General features: G+C 69.1%; 17 protein-coding genes and 2 pseudogenes. 9 read left to right on the top strand and 10 right to left on the bottom strand.

Features of this window, described 5'->3' with window-relative positions; all coding sequences use genetic code 11:
- Positions 1-75: 75 nt before the first annotated feature.
- The gene (locus RUTHE_RS02210) at positions 76-1,053 is read left to right on the top strand and encodes a sugar ABC transporter substrate-binding protein (protein WP_021096614.1); all 978 of its coding nucleotides are present in this window, start codon (positions 76-78) and stop codon (positions 1,051-1,053) included.
- A 335-nt stretch (positions 1,054-1,388) separates the two neighbouring features.
- Complete coding sequence (locus RUTHE_RS02205) at positions 1,389-2,594, top strand: LysR family transcriptional regulator (RefSeq protein ID WP_021096613.1); 1,206 nt, start codon at positions 1,389-1,391, stop codon at positions 2,592-2,594.
- A gap of 33 nt (positions 2,595-2,627) precedes the next feature.
- On the opposite strand, the gene RUTHE_RS02200 is transcribed toward RUTHE_RS02205, so the two are convergent.
- Positions 2,628-3,245: an inner membrane-spanning protein YciB gene (locus RUTHE_RS02200; RefSeq protein ID WP_040644939.1), complete on the bottom strand. Its 618-nt coding sequence runs from the start codon at positions 3,243-3,245 to the stop codon at positions 2,628-2,630.
- Positions 3,246-3,343: 98 nt separating this feature from the next.
- Between RUTHE_RS02200 and RUTHE_RS02195 the strand changes: the two genes are divergently transcribed.
- The gene (locus RUTHE_RS02195; RefSeq protein ID WP_040644938.1) at positions 3,344-3,850 is read left to right on the top strand and encodes an MgtC/SapB family protein; all 507 of its coding nucleotides are present in this window, start codon (positions 3,344-3,346) and stop codon (positions 3,848-3,850) included.
- 24 nt (positions 3,851-3,874) lie between these two features.
- Here the strand turns inward: RUTHE_RS02195 and ftsY are convergent, their stop codons facing one another.
- Entirely contained in the window at positions 3,875-4,945 is a 1,071-nt protein-coding gene (gene ftsY / locus RUTHE_RS02190; protein WP_021096610.1) for a signal recognition particle-docking protein FtsY, read from the bottom strand.
- 176 nt (positions 4,946-5,121) lie between these two features.
- Here ftsY and RUTHE_RS02185 point away from each other — a divergent pair, with 176 nt between their 5' ends.
- Together RUTHE_RS02185 and RUTHE_RS02180 are read left to right on the top strand one after the other, a co-directional pair.
- Complete coding sequence (locus RUTHE_RS02185) at positions 5,122-6,144, top strand: alkane 1-monooxygenase (protein WP_021096609.1); 1,023 nt, start codon at positions 5,122-5,124, stop codon at positions 6,142-6,144.
- A gap of 36 nt (positions 6,145-6,180) precedes the next feature.
- On the top strand, positions 6,181-6,591 hold the full coding sequence (locus RUTHE_RS02180; RefSeq protein WP_021096608.1) for a hypothetical protein: 411 nt from the start codon (positions 6,181-6,183) through the stop codon (positions 6,589-6,591).
- Positions 6,592-6,595: 4 nt separating this feature from the next.
- Here RUTHE_RS02180 and xseA read toward each other — a convergent pair whose 3' ends face one another.
- Positions 6,596-8,215, bottom strand: coding sequence for an exodeoxyribonuclease VII large subunit (gene xseA / locus RUTHE_RS02175; RefSeq protein WP_021096607.1), 1,620 nt, complete (start codon positions 8,213-8,215; stop codon positions 6,596-6,598).
- A 74-nt stretch (positions 8,216-8,289) separates the two neighbouring features.
- Between xseA and purD the strand changes: the two are divergent.
- A pseudogene (gene purD, locus RUTHE_RS02170) lies at positions 8,290-9,578 on the top strand (phosphoribosylamine--glycine ligase).
- On the opposite strand, the gene RUTHE_RS02165 reads toward purD, so the two are convergent.
- From RUTHE_RS02165 to RUTHE_RS02135, 7 genes are all read right to left on the bottom strand, one after another.
- Positions 9,545-10,504 carry a calcium/sodium antiporter gene (locus tag RUTHE_RS02165; protein ID WP_021096605.1) on the bottom strand — a complete coding sequence of 320 codons (960 nt, stop codon included), beginning with the start codon at positions 10,502-10,504 and terminating at the stop codon, positions 9,545-9,547. The pseudogene purD and the gene RUTHE_RS02165 sit on opposite strands and share 34 nt — an antisense overlap.
- Before the next feature lie 113 nt (positions 10,505-10,617).
- Positions 10,618-10,908 (bottom strand): 50S ribosomal protein L28, encoded by a 291-nt coding sequence (rpmB, locus tag RUTHE_RS02160; protein WP_021096604.1) that lies wholly within the window; start codon positions 10,906-10,908, stop codon positions 10,618-10,620.
- Positions 10,909-11,023: 115 nt separating this feature from the next.
- Complete coding sequence (locus RUTHE_RS02155) at positions 11,024-11,827, bottom strand: hypothetical protein (RefSeq protein ID WP_021096603.1); 804 nt, start codon at positions 11,825-11,827, stop codon at positions 11,024-11,026.
- On the bottom strand, positions 11,824-12,798 hold the full coding sequence (gene meaB / locus RUTHE_RS02150) for a methylmalonyl Co-A mutase-associated GTPase MeaB (protein ID WP_021096602.1): 975 nt from the start codon (positions 12,796-12,798) through the stop codon (positions 11,824-11,826). Before meaB ends, RUTHE_RS02155 begins: the two co-directional genes overlap by 4 nt.
- A 10-nt stretch (positions 12,799-12,808) precedes the next feature.
- Entirely contained in the window at positions 12,809-14,158 is a 1,350-nt protein-coding gene (locus RUTHE_RS02145) for an MATE family efflux transporter (protein ID WP_021096601.1), read from the bottom strand.
- Entirely contained in the window at positions 14,155-14,682 is a 528-nt protein-coding gene (locus tag RUTHE_RS02140) for a PaaI family thioesterase (RefSeq protein ID WP_021096600.1), read from the bottom strand. Before RUTHE_RS02140 ends, RUTHE_RS02145 begins: the two co-directional genes overlap by 4 nt.
- Complete coding sequence (locus RUTHE_RS02135; RefSeq protein ID WP_021096599.1) at positions 14,682-15,116, bottom strand: PaaI family thioesterase; 435 nt, start codon at positions 15,114-15,116, stop codon at positions 14,682-14,684. Before RUTHE_RS02135 ends, RUTHE_RS02140 begins: the two co-directional genes overlap by 1 nt.
- Positions 15,117-15,234: 118 nt before the next feature.
- Between RUTHE_RS02135 and RUTHE_RS02130 the strand changes: the two genes are divergently transcribed.
- The 3 genes and pseudogenes from RUTHE_RS02130 (at position 15,235) to RUTHE_RS02120 (ending at position 18,094) form a co-directional block, all read left to right on the top strand.
- Positions 15,235-15,639 carry a MerR family transcriptional regulator gene (locus RUTHE_RS02130; RefSeq protein WP_021096598.1) on the top strand — a complete coding sequence of 135 codons (405 nt, stop codon included), beginning with the start codon at positions 15,235-15,237 and terminating at the stop codon, positions 15,637-15,639.
- Positions 15,640-15,882: 243 nt separating this feature from the next.
- Positions 15,883-16,281 (top strand): MerR family transcriptional regulator, encoded by a 399-nt coding sequence (locus tag RUTHE_RS02125; protein WP_021096597.1) that lies wholly within the window; start codon positions 15,883-15,885, stop codon positions 16,279-16,281.
- 30 nt (positions 16,282-16,311) lie between these two features.
- Positions 16,312-18,094: pseudogene (locus RUTHE_RS02120) on the top strand (acyl-CoA dehydrogenase C-terminal domain-containing protein).
- Positions 18,095-18,119: the final 25 nt, after the last annotated feature.

The following is an 18,119-nucleotide window of genomic DNA, read 5'->3' as shown; positions in this document are numbered from 1 at the left end:
CCATGGCCGAACCCGGCCATGGGATCACCACGCGCGACCGCCCGCCGGACGGCGCGCCCAACCCGGGAGGAAACCATGACAAGACAAATCCGCGGCTTGATCGCCGCAGCGGCTGCCTTGATGCTGAGCGGCACAGCCCTGCCCGCGCTGGCGCAGGACGACAGCATCGATCTGGTGGGCCTGCTACAGAACACGCAGGACCCGTTCTGGACCACGATCGGCTGCGGCGCCTCGGAACGGGCGGCGGAACTGGGCGTCAACCTTCAGCTCTTCACCGCGACGACAATGGATGCCGCCGCGGTCCAGGCCAGCTTCAATGCCGCCATGCTGACCCGGCCCGACGGCTATTTCGGCTATTCTCCCAGCGTCAACATGTTCGCCACCCAATATCAGGAGATGATGGCGAACGGCGTCCCGGTCGTGACCAATGCCGCAACCGAACCGCCGGCGCATCTGCGCCTCATCTGGTCCTCGCCCGATCCGTCAGGCTTCATCGACGATCTGCTGGCGCTGATCCCCGAGGCCGAGGGCAAGATGCTGGTGCTGGGGGGGCTTCAGGGCCTCGCCCCGCTGGAAAGCCGCTATCTGCCGGTTGTCGAGGCCATTGCCGCCGCCCGCCCCGGCCTGACCGAGGTCGAGCGGATCTATTCCACCTTCGACATCAACAAGGCCACCTCCGGCGTGGCGGCGGCGCTGATCGCCAACCCCGACCTCAGGGTCATCATCGCATCGAACGGCCCCGACGGTGTGGGGGCCGCGGCGGCGGTCAAGGCTGCGGGCCTTGCCGGTCAGGTGACCATCATCGCCTTCGACGCGGTGCCGCCCCAGGTGGAGGCCCTGCGCGAAGGCACCATCACCGCCCTTATCGCCCAGCCCGCCGCCGAAATCGGGGCGGCTTCGGTCGATGCCCTGGTGGAGTATCTCCGCGGCGGCCACAGCGGCCCCGTTCCGGTCAGCAGCGAGGTCCGGGGGCTGCCGCAGCACCTGCTGACGCAGGCGAACATCGACTCGCCCGAGGCGGCGCGGCTGGTCTATCGCCCCAGCTGCGAGTGAGACGAGCATCCAGCTCCAGCCATTGCAGACCCGTCGGCCGTCGGCGCTCGCCAAGAGCGCCGCCGCACATGACGGCCATCGACCGCAGAGAGGCGAGCAGGGACAAAAGCGACCAGAGGCGGCTGGTCTCAGGGCCGCGCCTGCACGCGGTGATCAGGGGGGGCCTCTCATGGCCGGGACCTAGACCTTCGAGGTCGGATCATCGGAAGGGCAGACCGCCCTCCGCGAGGGGCCTAATGCGGATCGCTCATGACGCTATTCGGATCCGTCATGGACAGCGGCCCGTCGGACGCCGACGGGCTTGCCAGCGCAGGGCGACATGCTAGCAAGACCCCATGAGCACAGATGTGCCAGACTTGGACATCCGGCACCTTGTCGCTGTCGCCGCCGTGGCCGACCTCCGCAACTTCCGGCTGGCTGCCGATCAGCTCCATACCTCGCAGCCGACGCTGTCGCGACTGATCGGCCGGGTCGAGCAGACCTTGGGGATCGAAGTCTTCCGCCGCGGCTGGTCGGGGGCCGAGACGACGCGCGAAGGCGACCTTGTCTGCCAGTTCGCCCGCAGCATCCGTCAGGCGCTGGGGGCAGCGGAGGCGCGGCTCTTCGCGGGACGGCGCACCCATCCGCGGCTGGAGCGGTCCCTAGGCATCGGCGACCTGCGGATCATCGACGCGGCGCGGCGCACCGGTGGCGCCACGGCCGCCGCGCTCGAACTCGGATGCAGCCAGCCGGTCGTCAGCCGGACCCTGACGCGGGTGCAGCAGCATCTGGCCCTGCCGCTCTTCCAACGCAGCGGCTCGGGCCTGCGCCCGCTGCCCGCCGCACAGGAACTGGGCGATCTGCACGGACGCATCGCGGCGGCGCTGTGTGCCCTGCGCGACCAGCTTCAGGCCGAAGAGGGCCAGCTTGCCGGCCGCGTCGCCATCGGCATCCTCCCCTTCTCGGGTCAGGTGCTGATTCCGCGCGTCTTCGCCCGGCTCAGCGAGGATCACCCGCGGGCGCGCCTCGTGCTGGTGCCGGGCACCTATCCCGGCCTGGTCAGCGCCCTGCGCCGAGGCGAGATCGAGGGGCTGGTCGGGATCATGCGCAAGGAAACCTGCCCTGCGGACCTGATCGAGACGCCGCTGTCCGAGGAAGAGTTCACCATCTTCGCCCGCAAGGATCACCCGGTCCATGTCCGGGCGCGCCGGCTCGAGGATCTGCGCGACGAAAGATGGCTGCTGCCTCCCTATGGCAGTCCGGTTCGCGCCTACATGGAGCGTCTCTTCGGGCAGCACGAGATGATGCCCCATATCCAGACCTGCGAGATCCAGTTCTTTTCGGCGGTCGAACAGATGGTGGCCGAAAGCAACGCCGTAGCCGTGCAGACCTACAGCGCCGCCGGTCTGCGCAATCTGCGGCCGGATCTGCGCAAGGTCGCCGTGCCCCTTCCGGGCGAACCGGCCCTGATCGGGCTGACCACCTTGCGCGGCGCGCGTGAAGAGCCCGTCTTCGCCGAATTCCGCCGTCTCCTGACCGATGCCGCCAGGACCTGGGCCTGAAACCGGACCGACCGGTGTCATCCGAGGCCGGCTTCAGCGATCCGGCACGCTGTCAGGCGGCTCTTCGATCAGATAGGGCCGGAGCGTCAGGATCTGGAACCAGAGGAACAGCGTGAGGGCGAGGGGAAAGCCGAAGGTCTCGACCGGAACCCAGATTTCCGTAGGCTGGGTGCGCCAGACGATCTCGTTGGCGACGGCCAGTGCAGCAAAGACCAGGGCCAGCCGTCGGGTCAGGATCATCCAGCCCGCATGCCGCATGGCCAGCACCTCGCCCATTGCCCATTCGAGTGTCGACCGTCTCCAGAGCAGGCCCACCCCCAGAAGGGCAGCCAGGACAGCGTAGACCAGCGTGGTCTTCATCTTGAAGAAGCGCTCGTCGTTGAACCAGGCGGTGAGCGCCCCGAACACCACGACCATGACCGCCGTAAAGACCTGCAACCGCGCAATCCGCCCGGTCAGCCGCCACAGCGCGAGCATCGCGGCCAGAAGGATCGGAATGAAGACCAGCGTCGCGACGATGAAGCCCGAATAGGTCGTGCCGCCGATACGGTAGCTTTCATCCTTGATCCACAGATAGAGCAGGAAGAAGACCAGGGTCGGCCCAAGCTCGAGCGCCTGCTTCAGAACGGGATTGACGGAACGCATCGGCATGACAGTTCTGTGATGACCTTTCCCGGATCCTTCGCGCCCCCGACCATGACCGCAGGGGAACGACGCCGCAAGAGCCCGCCATGCAAGAGGAAGTGACCATGCTCGACGCCCTGAGGGCCGAATTCCTGGGCAGCTTCGGCGCAGTTCCCTTCGAGGTCGCCACAATCCGCATCCTCGCCGCCATCCTGCTGGGTGGCCTCATCGGGGCCGAACGCGAATGGCGCCGCAAGCCTGCAGGACTGCGCACCCATATGCTTGTGTCGCTCGCCGCCTGCCTGTTCCACATCGTGGGCATGGAGCTGGCCCAGACCGATTTCGGCGTCGTAGGCAACATGCAGGTCGATCCGTTGCGTCTCATCGAAGCCACCACGGCAGGCGTCGCCTTCCTGGCAGCAGGGCTGATCTTCACCGCAGGCGGGCGCGTCAGGAACATCACCACGGGCGCTTCGCTCTGGCTGGCTGGGGCCATCGGCCTGGCTGCGGGGGCAGGCCATATCCCGCTGGCCATGCTGGCAACAGGGCTGGTGCTGATCCTTCTGGCGGTGGTGGCCGCGATCGAGCGCCATCACGATCCCGAAACCGGGCGCGACGACAACCCTGCCTGACCGGACAGAGCCCCCGGACCGCCGTCACAGCCCCGTCAGGGCGCGCGCGAATTCCTCTGGGTCAAAGGGCTGCAGATCGTCTATCTGCTCTCCCACGCCGATCGCATGGATCGGCAAGCCGAACCGGTCGGCCAGCGCGACAAGGACACCCCCCTTGGCAGTCCCGTCCAGCTTCGTCATCACCAGGCCCGTCACATCCGAGACCCGCCGGAAGATCTCCACCTGCAAGAGCGCGTTCTGGCCTGTCGTCGCATCCAGGACCAGCAGCGTGTTGTGCGGAGCAGACGGATCCTTCTTGCGGATGACACGAACGATCTTGGCAAGTTCCTCCATGAGATCCTGCCGGTTCTGAAGCCGCCCGGCCGTGTCGATCAGCAGCAGGTCCGCGCCCTCGCGGGCCGCATGCTCCATCGCCTCGAAGGCAAGGCTGGCCGGATCCGATCCCGGCCTTGCGGTCAGGACGGGAACCCCTGCGCGTGCACCCCAGACCTGAAGCTGTTCCACCGCCGCCGCGCGGAAGGTATCGCCCGCCGCGATCACGACCGACTTGCCCGCCTGACGGAACTGGCTGGCCAGCTTGCCGATCGTCGTCGTCTTGCCCGAGCCGTTGACCCCGACCACCAGCACCACCTGCGGGCGTTTCGGAAACAGCGGCATGGGGCGTGCGACCCCCTCCATGATGCGCGCGATCTCGGCCGCAAGCAGCGCCTTGATCTCGGGTACCGAAAGGCGGCGGCCAAGACGCCCTTCGGCGAGATTCGCCGTCACGCGCCGGGCGGTGTCCACCCCCATGTCGGAGGCCACGAGCAGATCCTCGATCTCCTCGAGCATGGCATCGTCGAGAACGCGGCGCGGCAGGTCGGCCGCAGCCTGATGCCCCAGAAGACGGCCGAGAAGACCGGGGCGCCCTGCTTCGGGCTCCAACGGCTGTCCTGAAGGCGCGGGAACCGTCTCCGCGTCCGCCAGGGGCGCGGCGGCCGCCCCCTCTGCCGGACCGGATGCGGCGGAGCCACCGCCCACGATGCCACTCAACCCCTCCTCGAGACGGGAGGAGGACTTGAACAGGCGCTCCCTGAGCTTGCCGAAGAAGGACATGGACACTCCGCATCGGATCAGGGCTCACCTAATATCTCGGAAGCCCGAGGCCAAGCGCGCGCGACGCAGGAAGGACGGAAAGCCCGAGCAGGACGGAACGCCGCCGCCACGGGAAGACGGCACGTGGCTCCACAGCGTCTTCCGGAGCGGTCTTCCCATGCTAGAGTGCGGCCATCATGTCCTTCTTTGCTGCCGCCACGCTGACGCCGCTGTTCCTTGCCCTGGCCGGCACCGCCCTGGGGGGTGAATGGGCATGGGCGGGTTTCCTCGGGATGTCGGTGCTGGTGGCCTTTCTGGACCGGCTGGTGCAGCAGGTCCCCGCGGCCGATCCGGAGGCGGAGTTTCCCGGTTCGGACACCCTTCTGGTTGCGGTCGCGGCGGGGGGGCTTCTGCTGCTCGCGCTGACGGTGAAGGCCATCGGGAGCGGGGCCTTCGCCCTCTGGGAACGGGCCGGCATGGTACTGGCAACGGCCTTCTATCTCGGGCAGGTAGGCAATGCCGCCGCTCATGAACTGATCCATCGCCAGAGCCGTGCCCTTCGCCGGCTGGGGGCACTCCATTACGCGGCGGTGCTGTTCGGTCACCATGCATCGGCCCATCCGCTTGTCCATCACGTCCATGTTGCAACCCCTGCAGACCCCAACAGCGCCCGGCTGGGCGAAGGCTACTGGCATTTTGCGGGCCGGGCCTGGCGGGGATCGCTGCGCAAGGGCTTTCTTGCCGAGCGGGACCGGCTGCGCCGGGCGGGAAGGCCCTGGTGGCGCCATCCCTATGCTGGCTATCTGGCGGCCACCTGGGCCTGGGGGGCGCTCGTCTTCGGTCTCGGCGGCTGGCGGGGCGTGGCGGTCTGGATTGGAATCGGGCTGATCGCGACAGGACAGCTCCTGCTGTCGGATTATGTCCAGCATTACGGCCTTGTGCGCGCGGTGCGGCCCGATGGGCGACCCGAACCGGTCAGCGCGCGGCATTCCTGGAACAGCCCGCATCCGGTCTCTTCGGCGCTGATGCTGAATGCGCCGCGCCATTCGGATCATCATGCCAACCCGGCACGCCCCTATCCGGCCCTGCGCCTGCCCGAGCCGGCGCCAATGCTGCCCCGTTCGTTGCCGGTGATGGGCACGATCGCGCTTCTGCCGCCGCTGTGGCGACGGATCATGGACCGGCGGGCTGCCGCCTGGGCCGGACTCCCGCGGAGGTGACTGGCAGGAGCGGCACAGGCAGCCTACCCTTGGCCCATGCTGCGCATTGTCCTCCTCCTGATCGCCTCTGCCCTGCCCGTTGCCGCGCAGGACCCCGAGCCGCTGGGCGCGGCCGAATTCGAGATCCTGGTCGAGGGCAGGACACTGACCTATGGCATGCAGGGGACCGAGCCCTACGGCATCGAGCACTATCATCCCGACCGCCGCGTCACCTGGGCCTGGGCCGGAAGCACGGAATGCCTTTCGGGCCGCTGGTACGAGGAGGGGCCGTCAGACGATCCGGCGATCTGTTTCGTCTATGACGACGATCCGTCCTCGCCCCAGTGCTGGCAGGTCTATCAGGAGGGTGAGCGGCTTCGGGCCGTGTTTCTGGGCGGCGACGAATCGGTGCTCTACGAGATCGGCGAGGCGCCCGACGGGCTGGTCTGCGGGGGCGTCGGGGCCTGAAGGGTCAGAGGAGGCTGCCCTGCTCTCCGCCCGACCCCGAAGATCGGCGGCGTGAAGCCGGCGCCCCCCCACGTGGAACGACCGGAACCACCCCATCGGCGAATTCGATCTGCAGCAGCGGGTGACGCGCCGCCCCGGCCGCGGTGGTGACGATACCGCCTTCGCTGCGCACGACAGCATAACCGCGTGCCAGCGTGGCCCGATAGCTCAGCGTCTCGTTGAGGCGGGCCAGCGCGTCGAGCCGGCCTTGCAGACGGGCCAGATGGGTGCGGGGCAGATCGGGGGTCAGCAGGGCCGCGGTACGGTCGAAGTCCCGGCCAGCCCGCTGCCAGAGCCGCGCCGCAGCAGGCAGCAGCCGGGGGGCCACCGCCGCAAGCCTGTCGCGTGGGCGATCCAGACGTGCCTCGAGGGTCCGGTCGAGCCGGCTGCCCAGAGCAGCCAGCCGGTCGTGCCGGAGCTGCATCCCCCGAAGGCAGGCCGGGGTCATCTCCTCCGCCGCCCCTTCCAGGCGCCGCCGCCCATCCCGGAGCTGGCGGCGCAGGAGAGAGGGGCTCAGGCGCAGATCCGCAAGCCGCACCCGCCCCCGTGCCGCAACCCCCTGCAGGGCACGCGGCAGACGGATGGCAAGCAGGTCGAGCCGCTGCTGCGTTCTCGCAATCAGGGCTTCGCCGCGCGGCAGCGCTCGACCGAGATCGCCCAGGCGCTGGCTCCGCTGCCGGAGCGCGATGCGCATCCCCCGCGAGAGCCGCGCACCCGCGCCCTCGACCCGCTCGAGCAGCTCGGCCCGCACGGGCACGGCCAGTTCCGCCGCCGCCGTGGGCGTGGGGGCGCGCAGGTCGGCAGCGTGGTCGATGAGGGTGGTGTCCGTCTCGTGCCCGACGGCAGAGATGACGGGAATCGCCGAATCGGCGACAGCCCGCACCACGGCCTCGTCATTGAAGCCCCAGAGATCCTCGATCGAGCCTCCACCCCGCGCCACGATCAGCAGATCGGGGCGCGGAATCGGGCCATCCTCGGGCAGGGCATTGAATCCCCGCACGGCGGCAGCCACCTCGGGCGCGCAGGCGGCCCCCTGGACGGCGACCGGCCAGACGAGAACCGTGCTGGGAAAGCGGTCCCGCAGACGGTGCAGGATGTCGCGGATCACCGCACCGGATGGCGAGGTGACAACCCCGATCACCCGCGGCAGGTAGGGAATCGGCTTCTTGCGAGCCGCATCGAACAGGCCCTCGGCCGCGAGCTTGCGACGCCGTGCCTCGAGCTGAGCCATCAGCGCGCCCGCCCCGGCCGGCACCAGATCCTCCACGATGATCTGATATTTCGACGAACCGGGAAAGGTGGTCAGCCGCCCGATGGCCACCACCTCCTGCCCCTCCTCGGGACGGGCGGTCAGACGTGCGGCCTGTCCCTTCCATACCACAGCGGCCAGGACAGCATTGGCATCCTTCAGATCGAAGTAGAGATGTCCGGAACCGGGTCGCGACACGCGCCCCACCTCGCCCCGGACCCGGACGAAGGGAAATTCCCCCTCCACCATGCGTCTGACGGCGGCCGAAAGTTCGGAGACCGAATATTCGGGTGCATTGGGACGCCCGTCGGGCGCGCCATCCTCGATCAGGACCATGGGACTGTCCTTGTGCGGTTCGGAAGGCGAGCCTAGAACGCCCCGCGACCAAGGAAAAGCGGAGCGCGGGGGCCATGAACATCCTGATCCTGGGCGGTGGCGGGCGTGAGCATGCCCTGGGCTGGGCCGTGCGCCAGAACCCCAAATGCGACCGGCTGATCGCGGCGCCGGGCAATCCCGGCCTTGCGGCCATCGCCGAATGTGCCGCTCTCGACATCCTTGACGGCGATGCGGTGGTCGCCTTCTGCGGGGAAAAGGCTGTCGATCTGGTGATCGTGGGGCCAGAGGCCCCCCTCGCGGCCGGTGTCGCGGACAGGTTGCGGGCAGCGGGCATCGCGGTCTTCGGCCCCTCGGCGGCGGCGGCCCGGCTCGAGGCCTCCAAGGCCTTTGCCAAGGAGATCTGCGATGCCTGCGGGGCGCCCACGGCCCGCTGGGCCCGCTTCGACGCCCTCGCTCCGGCGCTTGCTCATGTCCGCAGTCAGGGGGCACCCATCGTCGTCAAGGCGGACGGGCTTGCCGCCGGCAAGGGGGTGACGGTGGCCCTGACCGTGGCCGAAGCCGAAGCGGCCCTCATGCGATCTTCGCCGGCGGACAGGGACGTGTCGTCATCGAGGAGATGCTGCAGGGCGAGGAAGCGTCCTTCTTCGTCCTCTGCGACGGAAAGACGGCGCTGCCTCTTGGCACCGCGCAGGATCACAAGCGCGTGGGCGAAGGGGATACCGGCCCGAACACCGGGGGCATGGGCGCCTATTCCCCTGCCCCGGTCCTGTCGGAAGCCGTGCAGGAGCGCGCGATGGAACGGATCGTGCGTCCCACCCTGCGAGAGATGAGCCGGCGCGGCATGCCCTTCCAGGGGGTGCTCTATGCCGGCCTGATGATCGAGAACGGCGAACCCCGCCTCATCGAATACAATGTCCGCTTCGGAGACCCCGAGGCCCAGGTCCTGATGATGCGTCTGGGGGGGCAGGTGCTCGATCTGATCCAGGCCGCTGCGGAGGGACGGCTGGACGAGGTCTCGGTCGCCTGGGCGGATGATCACGCCCTGACGGTGGTCCTGGCGGCACGGGGCTATCCCGGAAGGGTGGAAACCGGCGTGCCGATCCGGGGAACCGAGGGACTGCCCCGATCCTCGGTCCAGATGCTGTTCCATGCCGGAACCGCGCTGCAGGACGGGACGCTTGTGGCGGCAGGCGGACGGGTGCTCAACGCCACGGCGCGGGGGACCACCCTGCAGGAGGCCCGGGACAGGGCCTATGCGCTGGTGGATGCGATCGACGCGCCGGGGCTGTTCTGCCGCCGGGACATCGGCTGGCGTGCGCTCGGACCCGTTCAGGACGCACCGGCCACGAGCCAGCCGACATAGGTGATGTAGAGAAGGAGGAACACCCCGCCTTCCCAGCGCTTCAGCGTCAGCCCCGTGCGCAGGAACAGCAGCAGCAGCGCCGTGACCGCGACCAGAACCCAGATGTCGAGGCGGGCGATCTGGGGCGGGACGGGGATCGGATGGACGGCCGCCGTCGCCCCGAGGATACCCAACACATTGTAGATGTTGGAGCCCACGACATTCCCCAGGGCGACATCGGAATGGCGGCGCAGGGCGGCAATGGCACAGGCCACGAGTTCGGGAAGCGAGGTGCCGACAGCCACCACCGTCAGGCCGATGATCGTGTCGGAGATACCGAAGCCCTGTGCAATCGCAATCGCCGCAGAGACGAGGAGGCGCGCTCCGAAGACCGTCAGCGCGATGCCCGCGATCGTCAGAAGCAGCGCCGTCAGCACGGGCATGGTGCTGCGGGCCGCATCCTCAGCCTGGTGGACCTGACGCTCGGCCTCGGCATCGGCGCTGTCGCGTTCGTTGAAATAGGCCCATGCGATATAGGCCAGAAGGGCAAGCAGGAACCCCACCCCGAGCCATCGGCCGAGGAAGCCGGTCAGGACCGCCCCGAGGCAGGCCAGCGTCGTCAGGACAAGCATCAGCCCGTCGCGCCGGTAGGCCTCGCGGGCGACGGTCAGGGGCAGGATCAGCGCCGTGACGCCCAGGATCAGCAGGATGTTGGCGATGTTGGAGCCGACCACATTCCCCACAGCGATCCCCGGCGAGCCCTGAAAGGCCGCGGTGAGCGAGGTGACGAGTTCGGGGGTCGAGGTGCCGAAGCCCACGACCGTCAGGCCGACGAGCAGCGGCGAGACACCGAGACCGCGTGCCGCGTTGACTGCCCCGCGGACAAGGATCTCGCCGCCGAGGGTCAGCAGCACAAGACCCGCGGCCAGCAGAAGATAGACGGTCATGACCCACTCCCGATTGCGTGAGGGGGTAGCTAGGCAGTCTCGGGGATCCTGCAAGTCTACAAGGAAAAGGGCGGCCGAAGCCACCCCGATCCGTTGCAGCCCGGCCGCGCCGCTCAGGCAGCGGCGGTCTGCGCCTTGGCGATTTCCTTCTTGATGGCCAGCGCCGCGGGCGACAGATCCTCGTCGCGGGCCTTGGCCAGATAGGCATCGAGGCCGCCGCGATGATCGACAGAGCGCAGCGCGTGATTCGAGATGCGCAGACGGAACGTCCGGCCGAGCGTCTCGGAGGCGAGCGTCACCTCCTGCAGGTTGGGCAGGAAGCGGCGCTTGGTCTTGTTCTGGGCGTGGGACACCTTGTGACCCGTCATCGGGCCCTTCCCGGTCAGTTCGCAGCGGCGCGACATCGGTCTCGTCCTTCGAAGGGGCCGCGAGGCACCGCGGCACGTCATGGCTGGCGCCTGCCCCGAAAGGAGGCGCCGGAAACAGGTTCGCGGGCCTTAGGCGGATTCTGCAGCAAGGTCAAGGCTCGCTGGCGTCATCGCCGGCCGCCGGCGGCAGGTGCTGGGCCCGCGCACGGGCAAGGGCGGCCAGGGCGGGACGCCGCGCGGCTGCATGGGCGGCAAGGCGCAGCCACCACCCGCGCGAGCCGCGCCGCGCGGCCCGATGCGCCGCGAGGATCGGGCCCGCCCGCGCGGCCCGGACCCCGGCCTGCTCGAAGACATGACGCATCCCCCCCGCACCCCGAAGGGTGCGGATTGCCGGATGCCCCCCATGACCCAGCCGGACGCCCTGCAGGGCGGGAAACAGACAGCGGATCGCCTCGGCATGCAGACGGTCCTCTGGCACGAAGGGATCGTAGATGAGCAGCCCCCTGAGTCCCGGAACCGCCCGCGGAGCCAGCGCGCCCAGCGTCTCGTCCCAGAGGGCGGCTTCCGGATAGCGCCTTTCCCATGGCGCAGCCAGCGAGAACTGGGGGGAAACCACGACGGCCTGCCGGGCGCCCAGGGCGCGGGCGAAACGCAGCGCCGCATAGGCCCCCATCGAGAAGCCGAGCATCTGCACCCGTCCCCGACCCTCCACGGCGCGGGCCAGCGCAGCCTCGAGGGCGAGGGTTTCCCGGTTCAGGAACCAGTCATTCGCCGCCGTGCGCACGGCAATCTGGGTGAAGCCCTGCCGGGCAAAGCCGGTCGCATGATCGAGCGGAGCAAAGCCCGTCCGCCCTTCGCGCCGCCAGTCGAAGGTGACGATCACCCGGTCGGCGCGGCCGGGAAACAGCGTGGCGCGGAGCCGTTCTCCCTCGAAGACCGGAACCGGGCCGTTCATCCGCCAAGCGCCCGCCGCGCCGCCTCGCCCGGCAGAAGGCGGCCCGCCGCGGCTTCGTCGGCGAGGCGGGGGATCGCTGCGGCCAGGGCCGGGTCGGCCAGGGCCTTCTCGAGGGCCTGTGCGTGCAACTCTTCCTCGAACCAGGCGCGCCGCTGGGCCGCGCGCTGCCGCTCGAGCAGGCCCCTCTCGCAGCGCCAGAGCCAAAGATCCGCAAGCGCCTGCCAGGCCTCGTCCAGTCCCTCGCCGGTCATGGCCGAGACGGCCATCGCCCGAGGCCAGCCCTCGGGATCGCCGGTCCTGGCGCGCAGCAGCCGCAACGCCGCGGCATAATCGCCGACCGCCTGCCGGGCCGCCTGCGGATCGCGGTCGGCCTTGTTGACAAGGATGAGATCCGCCACCTCCACGATGCCGCGCTTGATGCCCTGCAGATCGTCCCCGCCATGGGGGGCCAGGACAAGGGCGAAGAGATCCGTCATTCCCGCCGCCAGGGTCTCGGACTGGCCGACGCCAACGGTCTCGACGATCACCACATCGAATCCCGCCCCTTCGCAGAGCAGGATCGCCTCGCGCGTGCGCCGGGCCACGCCGCCCAGCTCTGCCCCCGCCGGCGAAGGCCGGACATAGGCGCGCGGATCGCGGGCGAGACGGTCCATCCGCGTCCTGTCGCCGAGAATCGAGCCCCCCGAACGGGCCGAGGACGGATCCACGGCCAGAACGGCAACACGCCGCCCCTGCGCCGTGAGACGGGTTCCCAGGGCCTCGATCAGCGTGCTCTTGCCTGCGCCGGGCGTGCCGGTCAGACCAAGCCGGATCGCGGGATCGCGCCGGGGCAGCGCGGCCAGCATCGCCTCGGCCGCAGCGCGGTGATCGGACCGCGTGCTTTCGACCAGCGTGATCGCGCGCGACAGGGCACGACGGTCGCCCGCGGCCACGGCACGGGCCAGAAGAAGGGGATCGGTCATGGCGCCCATCAAGCCCTGATCATCCTGCCTGTCCAGCCGCGCGCAGCAGAGCCGGAAAGCGCAGCCCGAGGAACAGGGCTCGGGCGACAAGGCTCAGATGCAGGGCGGCCCAGAGCCCGTGATTGCCGAAGACCCGGACAAGCGGCCAGAGGGCCGCGAAGTAGAGGATCACGGCCAGCGCCATCATGTCCCGCATGTCGCGCGTGCGCGTGGCCCCGACAAAGGCCCCATCGAGCATGAAGGCCGCCACGCCCGACAGCGGGGCCAATGCCGCCCAGGGCATCCAGATCCGTGCTGCCAGGCGTACATCCGGGGCTGTCGTCATCAGATCGATCAGCCTGGGGCCGGCAAGCAGGAACCCTAGTGACAGCAAGGCCGCGCCCCCTGCCCCCCACAGGGCCGCCAGATGCAGGGCACGCGTCAGCATTCCCCGCATCCGGGCGCCGAAGGCCTGCCCCACAAGCGTCTCGGCCGCGAAGGCAAAACCGTCGAGTGCATAGGCCGACAGGGTCAGGAACTGCATCAGCACCTGATTGGCGGCCAGCGTGACATCGCCCATCGCGGCTCCCTGGAACAGGGCGGCGACGAACACCGCCTCGATCAGCAGGCCGCGGACGAGGATGTCACGGTTGACGGCCGCCATCCGCCGCAGCGGCGCCGGCGCGAAGAGACGCGCCCTTTCGCGCCAGATCCGGCCACAGAAGGCGGCGCGGCACAACCACAGCCCCCACAGGCATCCGGCCAGTTCGGACAGAGCGGTGGCCGCGGCAACACCCCTGACCCCCCAGCCGAGGGCAAGAACGAACCACAGGTCGAGCGCGACATTCAGCCCGTTCATGCCAAGCTGAACGGCAAGGACCGCACCTGTCCTTTCCTGTCCGATGAGCCAGCCATTGATCCCGAAGAGCGCAATGGCCGCAGGGGCCGTCCAGATGCGGATGGCCAGATAGTCCCGGGCTAGCATCTCCACCTCGGGGCCGGCAGGAGACAGTGCCAGGGCACCCCCGATCAGGAGGGGCTGGAGCAGCACGAGCAGCAGCCCCCCCGAGAGCCCCACGAGCAGCGCCCGCCACAGATGGGCGGCGACCTCGGTCCTGTCGCCGGCGCCCACGGCCTGTGCCGTCAGGCCCGTGGTTCCCATGCGCAGAAATCCGAAGAGCCAGTAGATCGCAGCCAGCAGCGTGGCGCCAAGGCCCACGGCCCCGATGAGTTCGGCCTGCCCGAGCTGACCTACGACACCGGTATCGACGGCCCCAAGAAGGGGCACCGTCAGGTTCGACAGGATGATCGGCAGGGCGATGCGCAGCACCCGGCCATGCGTGACCGGCTGGGGCGCGGCGGCCGGGCTGCCCGGGGCGGCGGCGCTCACCCGTCCGACGGCCGGGCACCGGCCGGCTCCGAGCCCTGCCCCGCCGCCTCGGGCATCAGGAAATGGCCGGTCGCCTGGGCGAAGGGGCGACTGCGTGTATCCTGCCATGCCTCCACATGAACCGAGGCGAATCGCCGCCCCGAACGGGCGACCCTGGCCCGGGCATAGGCGTCACGGGGCAAGCCACTTCGCAGATAATCCACCGTGAAGGTGATCGTCTTGGGCAGCGGCAGGCGTCCCTCGGGCGGCAGGCGGCCGGCCTCCATCGCCTCCCAGAGCTGGGCCCAGGCCAGCTCGATGATGGCGGCCGTCTCGAGAAAGGCCGCTGTCGCGCCGCCATGCAGCGCCGGCAGCACGGGATTGCCGATCAGCCCGTCCCGATAGGGCAGCAGGGCTGTCAGTTCGTCCCCGCGCCGGTCGAAGCGCATGCCCAGGAAAGCCGCGAAGGGCACGCCGTCGACCAGCCGCGCCAGCGCCGCATCGCGCCGTTCCTTGACGACCTGCACCGGCTCCGGCCGGGCCATCAGAGCGCCCCTTCGACCGCGAAGGTACCCGTCGCCGTGGCGAGAGGGCGCTCGTCCCCATCCCCGGCGCTGGCCCGTACGAAGGCTACGGTGCGTGTCATGTGATAGCATTCCGCCCGCGCCTCGATCGTCCTTCCGGGGATCGCAGGGCGCATGTAGTCGATCCGCAGATCCAGTGTCGCCGTGTGGCGGGGACGGCCCGGATGCGACAGAACCGCCGCCGAGGCACAGGTATCCATCAGCGCGAACACCGCCCCGCCATGGATGACCCCCGTTTCCGGATCGCCGACGAGACGGGCATCCCAGGGCATCGTCATCCGGGCCGATCCCTCGCCGATCTCGGCCAAAGTGATCCCCAGTTCGCGTGCAAAGGGAAGTGCGGCCAGAAAGGCACGCGCAATCCGGTCCCTGTCCTCGGGGTTCGCAACCTGCATGAGAGACAGCTATGGCAGCCGACACGGCAGGCGCAAGCCCCTGGCGAACCGGACGCCGGGGGCGGCAGTTGTCCCCACGGCGGGAGAAGAGTAGATTCGCCCGATGCGAGAGAAAGGCATGACAGACGACAAGACCCGGGTCCGGCTGTCCTTCAAGGAGATGTGCGCGCGCTTCGAGGTGACACCCCGGACGCTGCGCTATTACGAGTATATCGAGCTGCTCCGCCCCGAGAAGGAAGGGCGGGCAAGGTGGTACGGCCCACGCGAGCTGGCACGGATGACCCTGATCCTGCGCGGGCGGCGATTCGGCTTCTCGCTCGAGGAGATCCGTCAGTGGCTCCTCATCTACGAGAAGGAAGGCACCGAGGCGCAGATGCGCCGCTGGCTGGAACTGGCCGACCGTCAGATCATCGCTCTCGAACAGCAGAAGCGGAACCTCGAGGACACGATCGCCGAATTGCGCCGCCTGCGCGACGAGACCGCAACCACCCTGCCCGGAACCACCCTGCCCGGCCGGGACTGAAGCCCCCCCTCTGCCGCATCCGGCAGCACCCCGGCGCCCCAGGGCGCCCGACACGGCAGCCCTGGTGCCGGGCAGCCCGGCGCCACTTGCCCTGCTGTCGATGACGTCACGGCGCAGCCGCCTCCGTGACGCGGCGTCATACTGCGCATCACGCAATCCTGTCGGGTAAGAGCTTGTGCAGGAACGCAGGACGGCCCATCTGGCCCGCCGGACAATATTCACCCGGCAGGGATAACCGAACCGATGACCGAACAGATCATGACCATCCGCCAGATGTGCGAGGCCTATGACGTGACCCCGCGCGCCTTGCGATTCTACGAGGCGAAGGAGCTGCTGTTCCCCATCCGCCAGGGAACGCGGCGGCTCTACCGCAAGGCCGACCGCGCGCGCCTGGCCCTGATCCTCAAGGGCAAGCGGTTCGGCTTCTCGCTCGAGGAGATCCGCCAGCTTCTCGACATGTGGGACGGCGGCCGGGGACGCGAGGCCCAGCTCGCCCGGGCGATCGAACTGGGCGAGGCCCATCTGGCCCGGATGCGTGCGGAACGCGCCCGACTCGAGGCGGCCATCGCGGAGCTTGAGGCGGAACTGGCCCGGGGACGGGCCGAATTGAAGCAGGAGGACCGCAAGGCGGACGCCGCCTGAGGCCCCACAGCGCCACACAGAGGGGGAGAGATGCAGCTTTACCGCAGCCCGATCGAGGACATGCAGTTCGTCCTGCACGAGGTGCTGGATGTCGCCGCCCAGGACGTGCCCGGCTATCCCGATCTCGATCGCGACACGACGGCCGCCATCCTCGGCGAAGCGGGCAAGCTGGCCGAGGAACGCCTCCTTCCCCTCAACGAAGTCGGCGACCGCGAGGGCTGCACCCTCGAGAACGGCATCGTGCGCACCCCGCCGGGCTTTCGCGAGGCCTTCGAGGCCCTGCGCGAAGGCGGCTGGACCGCGATGGACTGCGACCCCGAATATGGCGGACAGGGCCTGCCCCATCTGATGCATACCGCCGCGCAGGAGGCCTTCGTCTCGGCCAACATGGCGCTGAACATGTATCAGGGCCTGACCCATGGCGCCTACTCGGCCATCGCGGCCCATGGCAGCGAAGCGCAGAAAGCCCTCTACCTGCCCAGGCTCACCACCTGCGAATGGACAGGCACCATGAACCTGACCGAGCCCCATGCGGGCACGGATCTGGGCCTGATGCGCACGCGGGCCGAACCGAAGGGCGACGGAACCTATGCCATCACGGGGCAGAAGATCTTCATCTCGGCCGGAGAGCACGACCTGGCGGATAACATCGTCCATCTCGTGCTGGCCAAGATCCCCGGCGGACCGGAGGGGACAAAGGGCATCTCCCTCTTCATCGTGCCGAAGTTCCTCCCGCGGGAGGACGGCTCGCCCCGGAGAGCGCAACACGCTCTCCTGCGGGAAGATCGAGCACAAGATGGGCATCCACGGCAACGCCACCTGCGTCATGAACTACGACGGGGCGACCGGCTGGCTCCTCGGGGAGGAGCACAAGGGGATGCGCGCCATGTTCACGATGATGAACGAGGCGCGGCTGGGCGTGGGACTTCAGGGTTACGCACAGGCCGAGATCGCCTACCAGAACGCCCGGGCCTGGGCGAAGGAGCGGCTGCAGGGGCGCGACCCCCTCAGGCGTGCCGACAATGCCGGACCGACCGCCGACCCCCTCATCGTGCATCCCGATATCCGCCGCAATCTCATGGACCAGAAGGCCTTTGTCGAAGGCGCACGGGCCTTCGCCTACTGGGCGGCGATGCTGATCGACCGGTCCCGACGGCAGGGCGATGCCGAGGCCGAAGCCCTTGTGTCGCTGCTCATCCCGGTGCTCAAGGGATTCCTGACCGACCGCGGTTTCGAGATGACCGTCGCCGCGCAGCAGATCTTCGGCGGACATGGCTATATCGAGGAGACCGGCATCTCCCAGTTCGTGCGCGATGCCCGCATCGCCATGATCTACGAAGGGGCCAACGGCATCCAGGCGCTCGACCTCGTGGCGCGCAAGCTCCCGCTGCAGGGGGGAAAGCCCTTCATGGCCTTCCTCGAGGAGGTGAAGGGCACCATCCGCGCACATGAAGACGACGCGGACATCCGCGCTTCGGTTCTCGAACCGCTCAAGGCCGCATCCAAGGACCTTCAGGCCGCGGCGATGCTGTTCATGGAGCGCGCGGCCAAGGCGCCGCAGGATGCCCTGGCCGGGGCGACCGACTTCATGCATCTGATGGGGCATGTCTGCCTCGGCCTGATGTGGGCGCGCATGGCGGCCGCGGCACGCCGGGCCCTGGCCGAAGGGCGGGGCGATCGTGCCTTCCTCGAGGCGAAGCTGGCCACGGCGCGCTACCATGCCGCCCGCGTCCTGCCGGCGACGGCGCTGCATCTGGCCCGCATCCGCGCAGGCGGCGAGACGGTCATGGCGCTTCCGCCGGAAGCCTTCTAGGCTGCTCCCCGCAAGGGGAGAGAGC

The organism is Rubellimicrobium thermophilum DSM 16684 (assembly GCF_000442315.1).
In the GTDB taxonomy this organism is placed as follows: domain Bacteria; phylum Pseudomonadota; class Alphaproteobacteria; order Rhodobacterales; family Rhodobacteraceae; genus Rubellimicrobium; species Rubellimicrobium thermophilum.
This window is presented reverse-complemented; position numbering and strand designations above follow the sequence as displayed.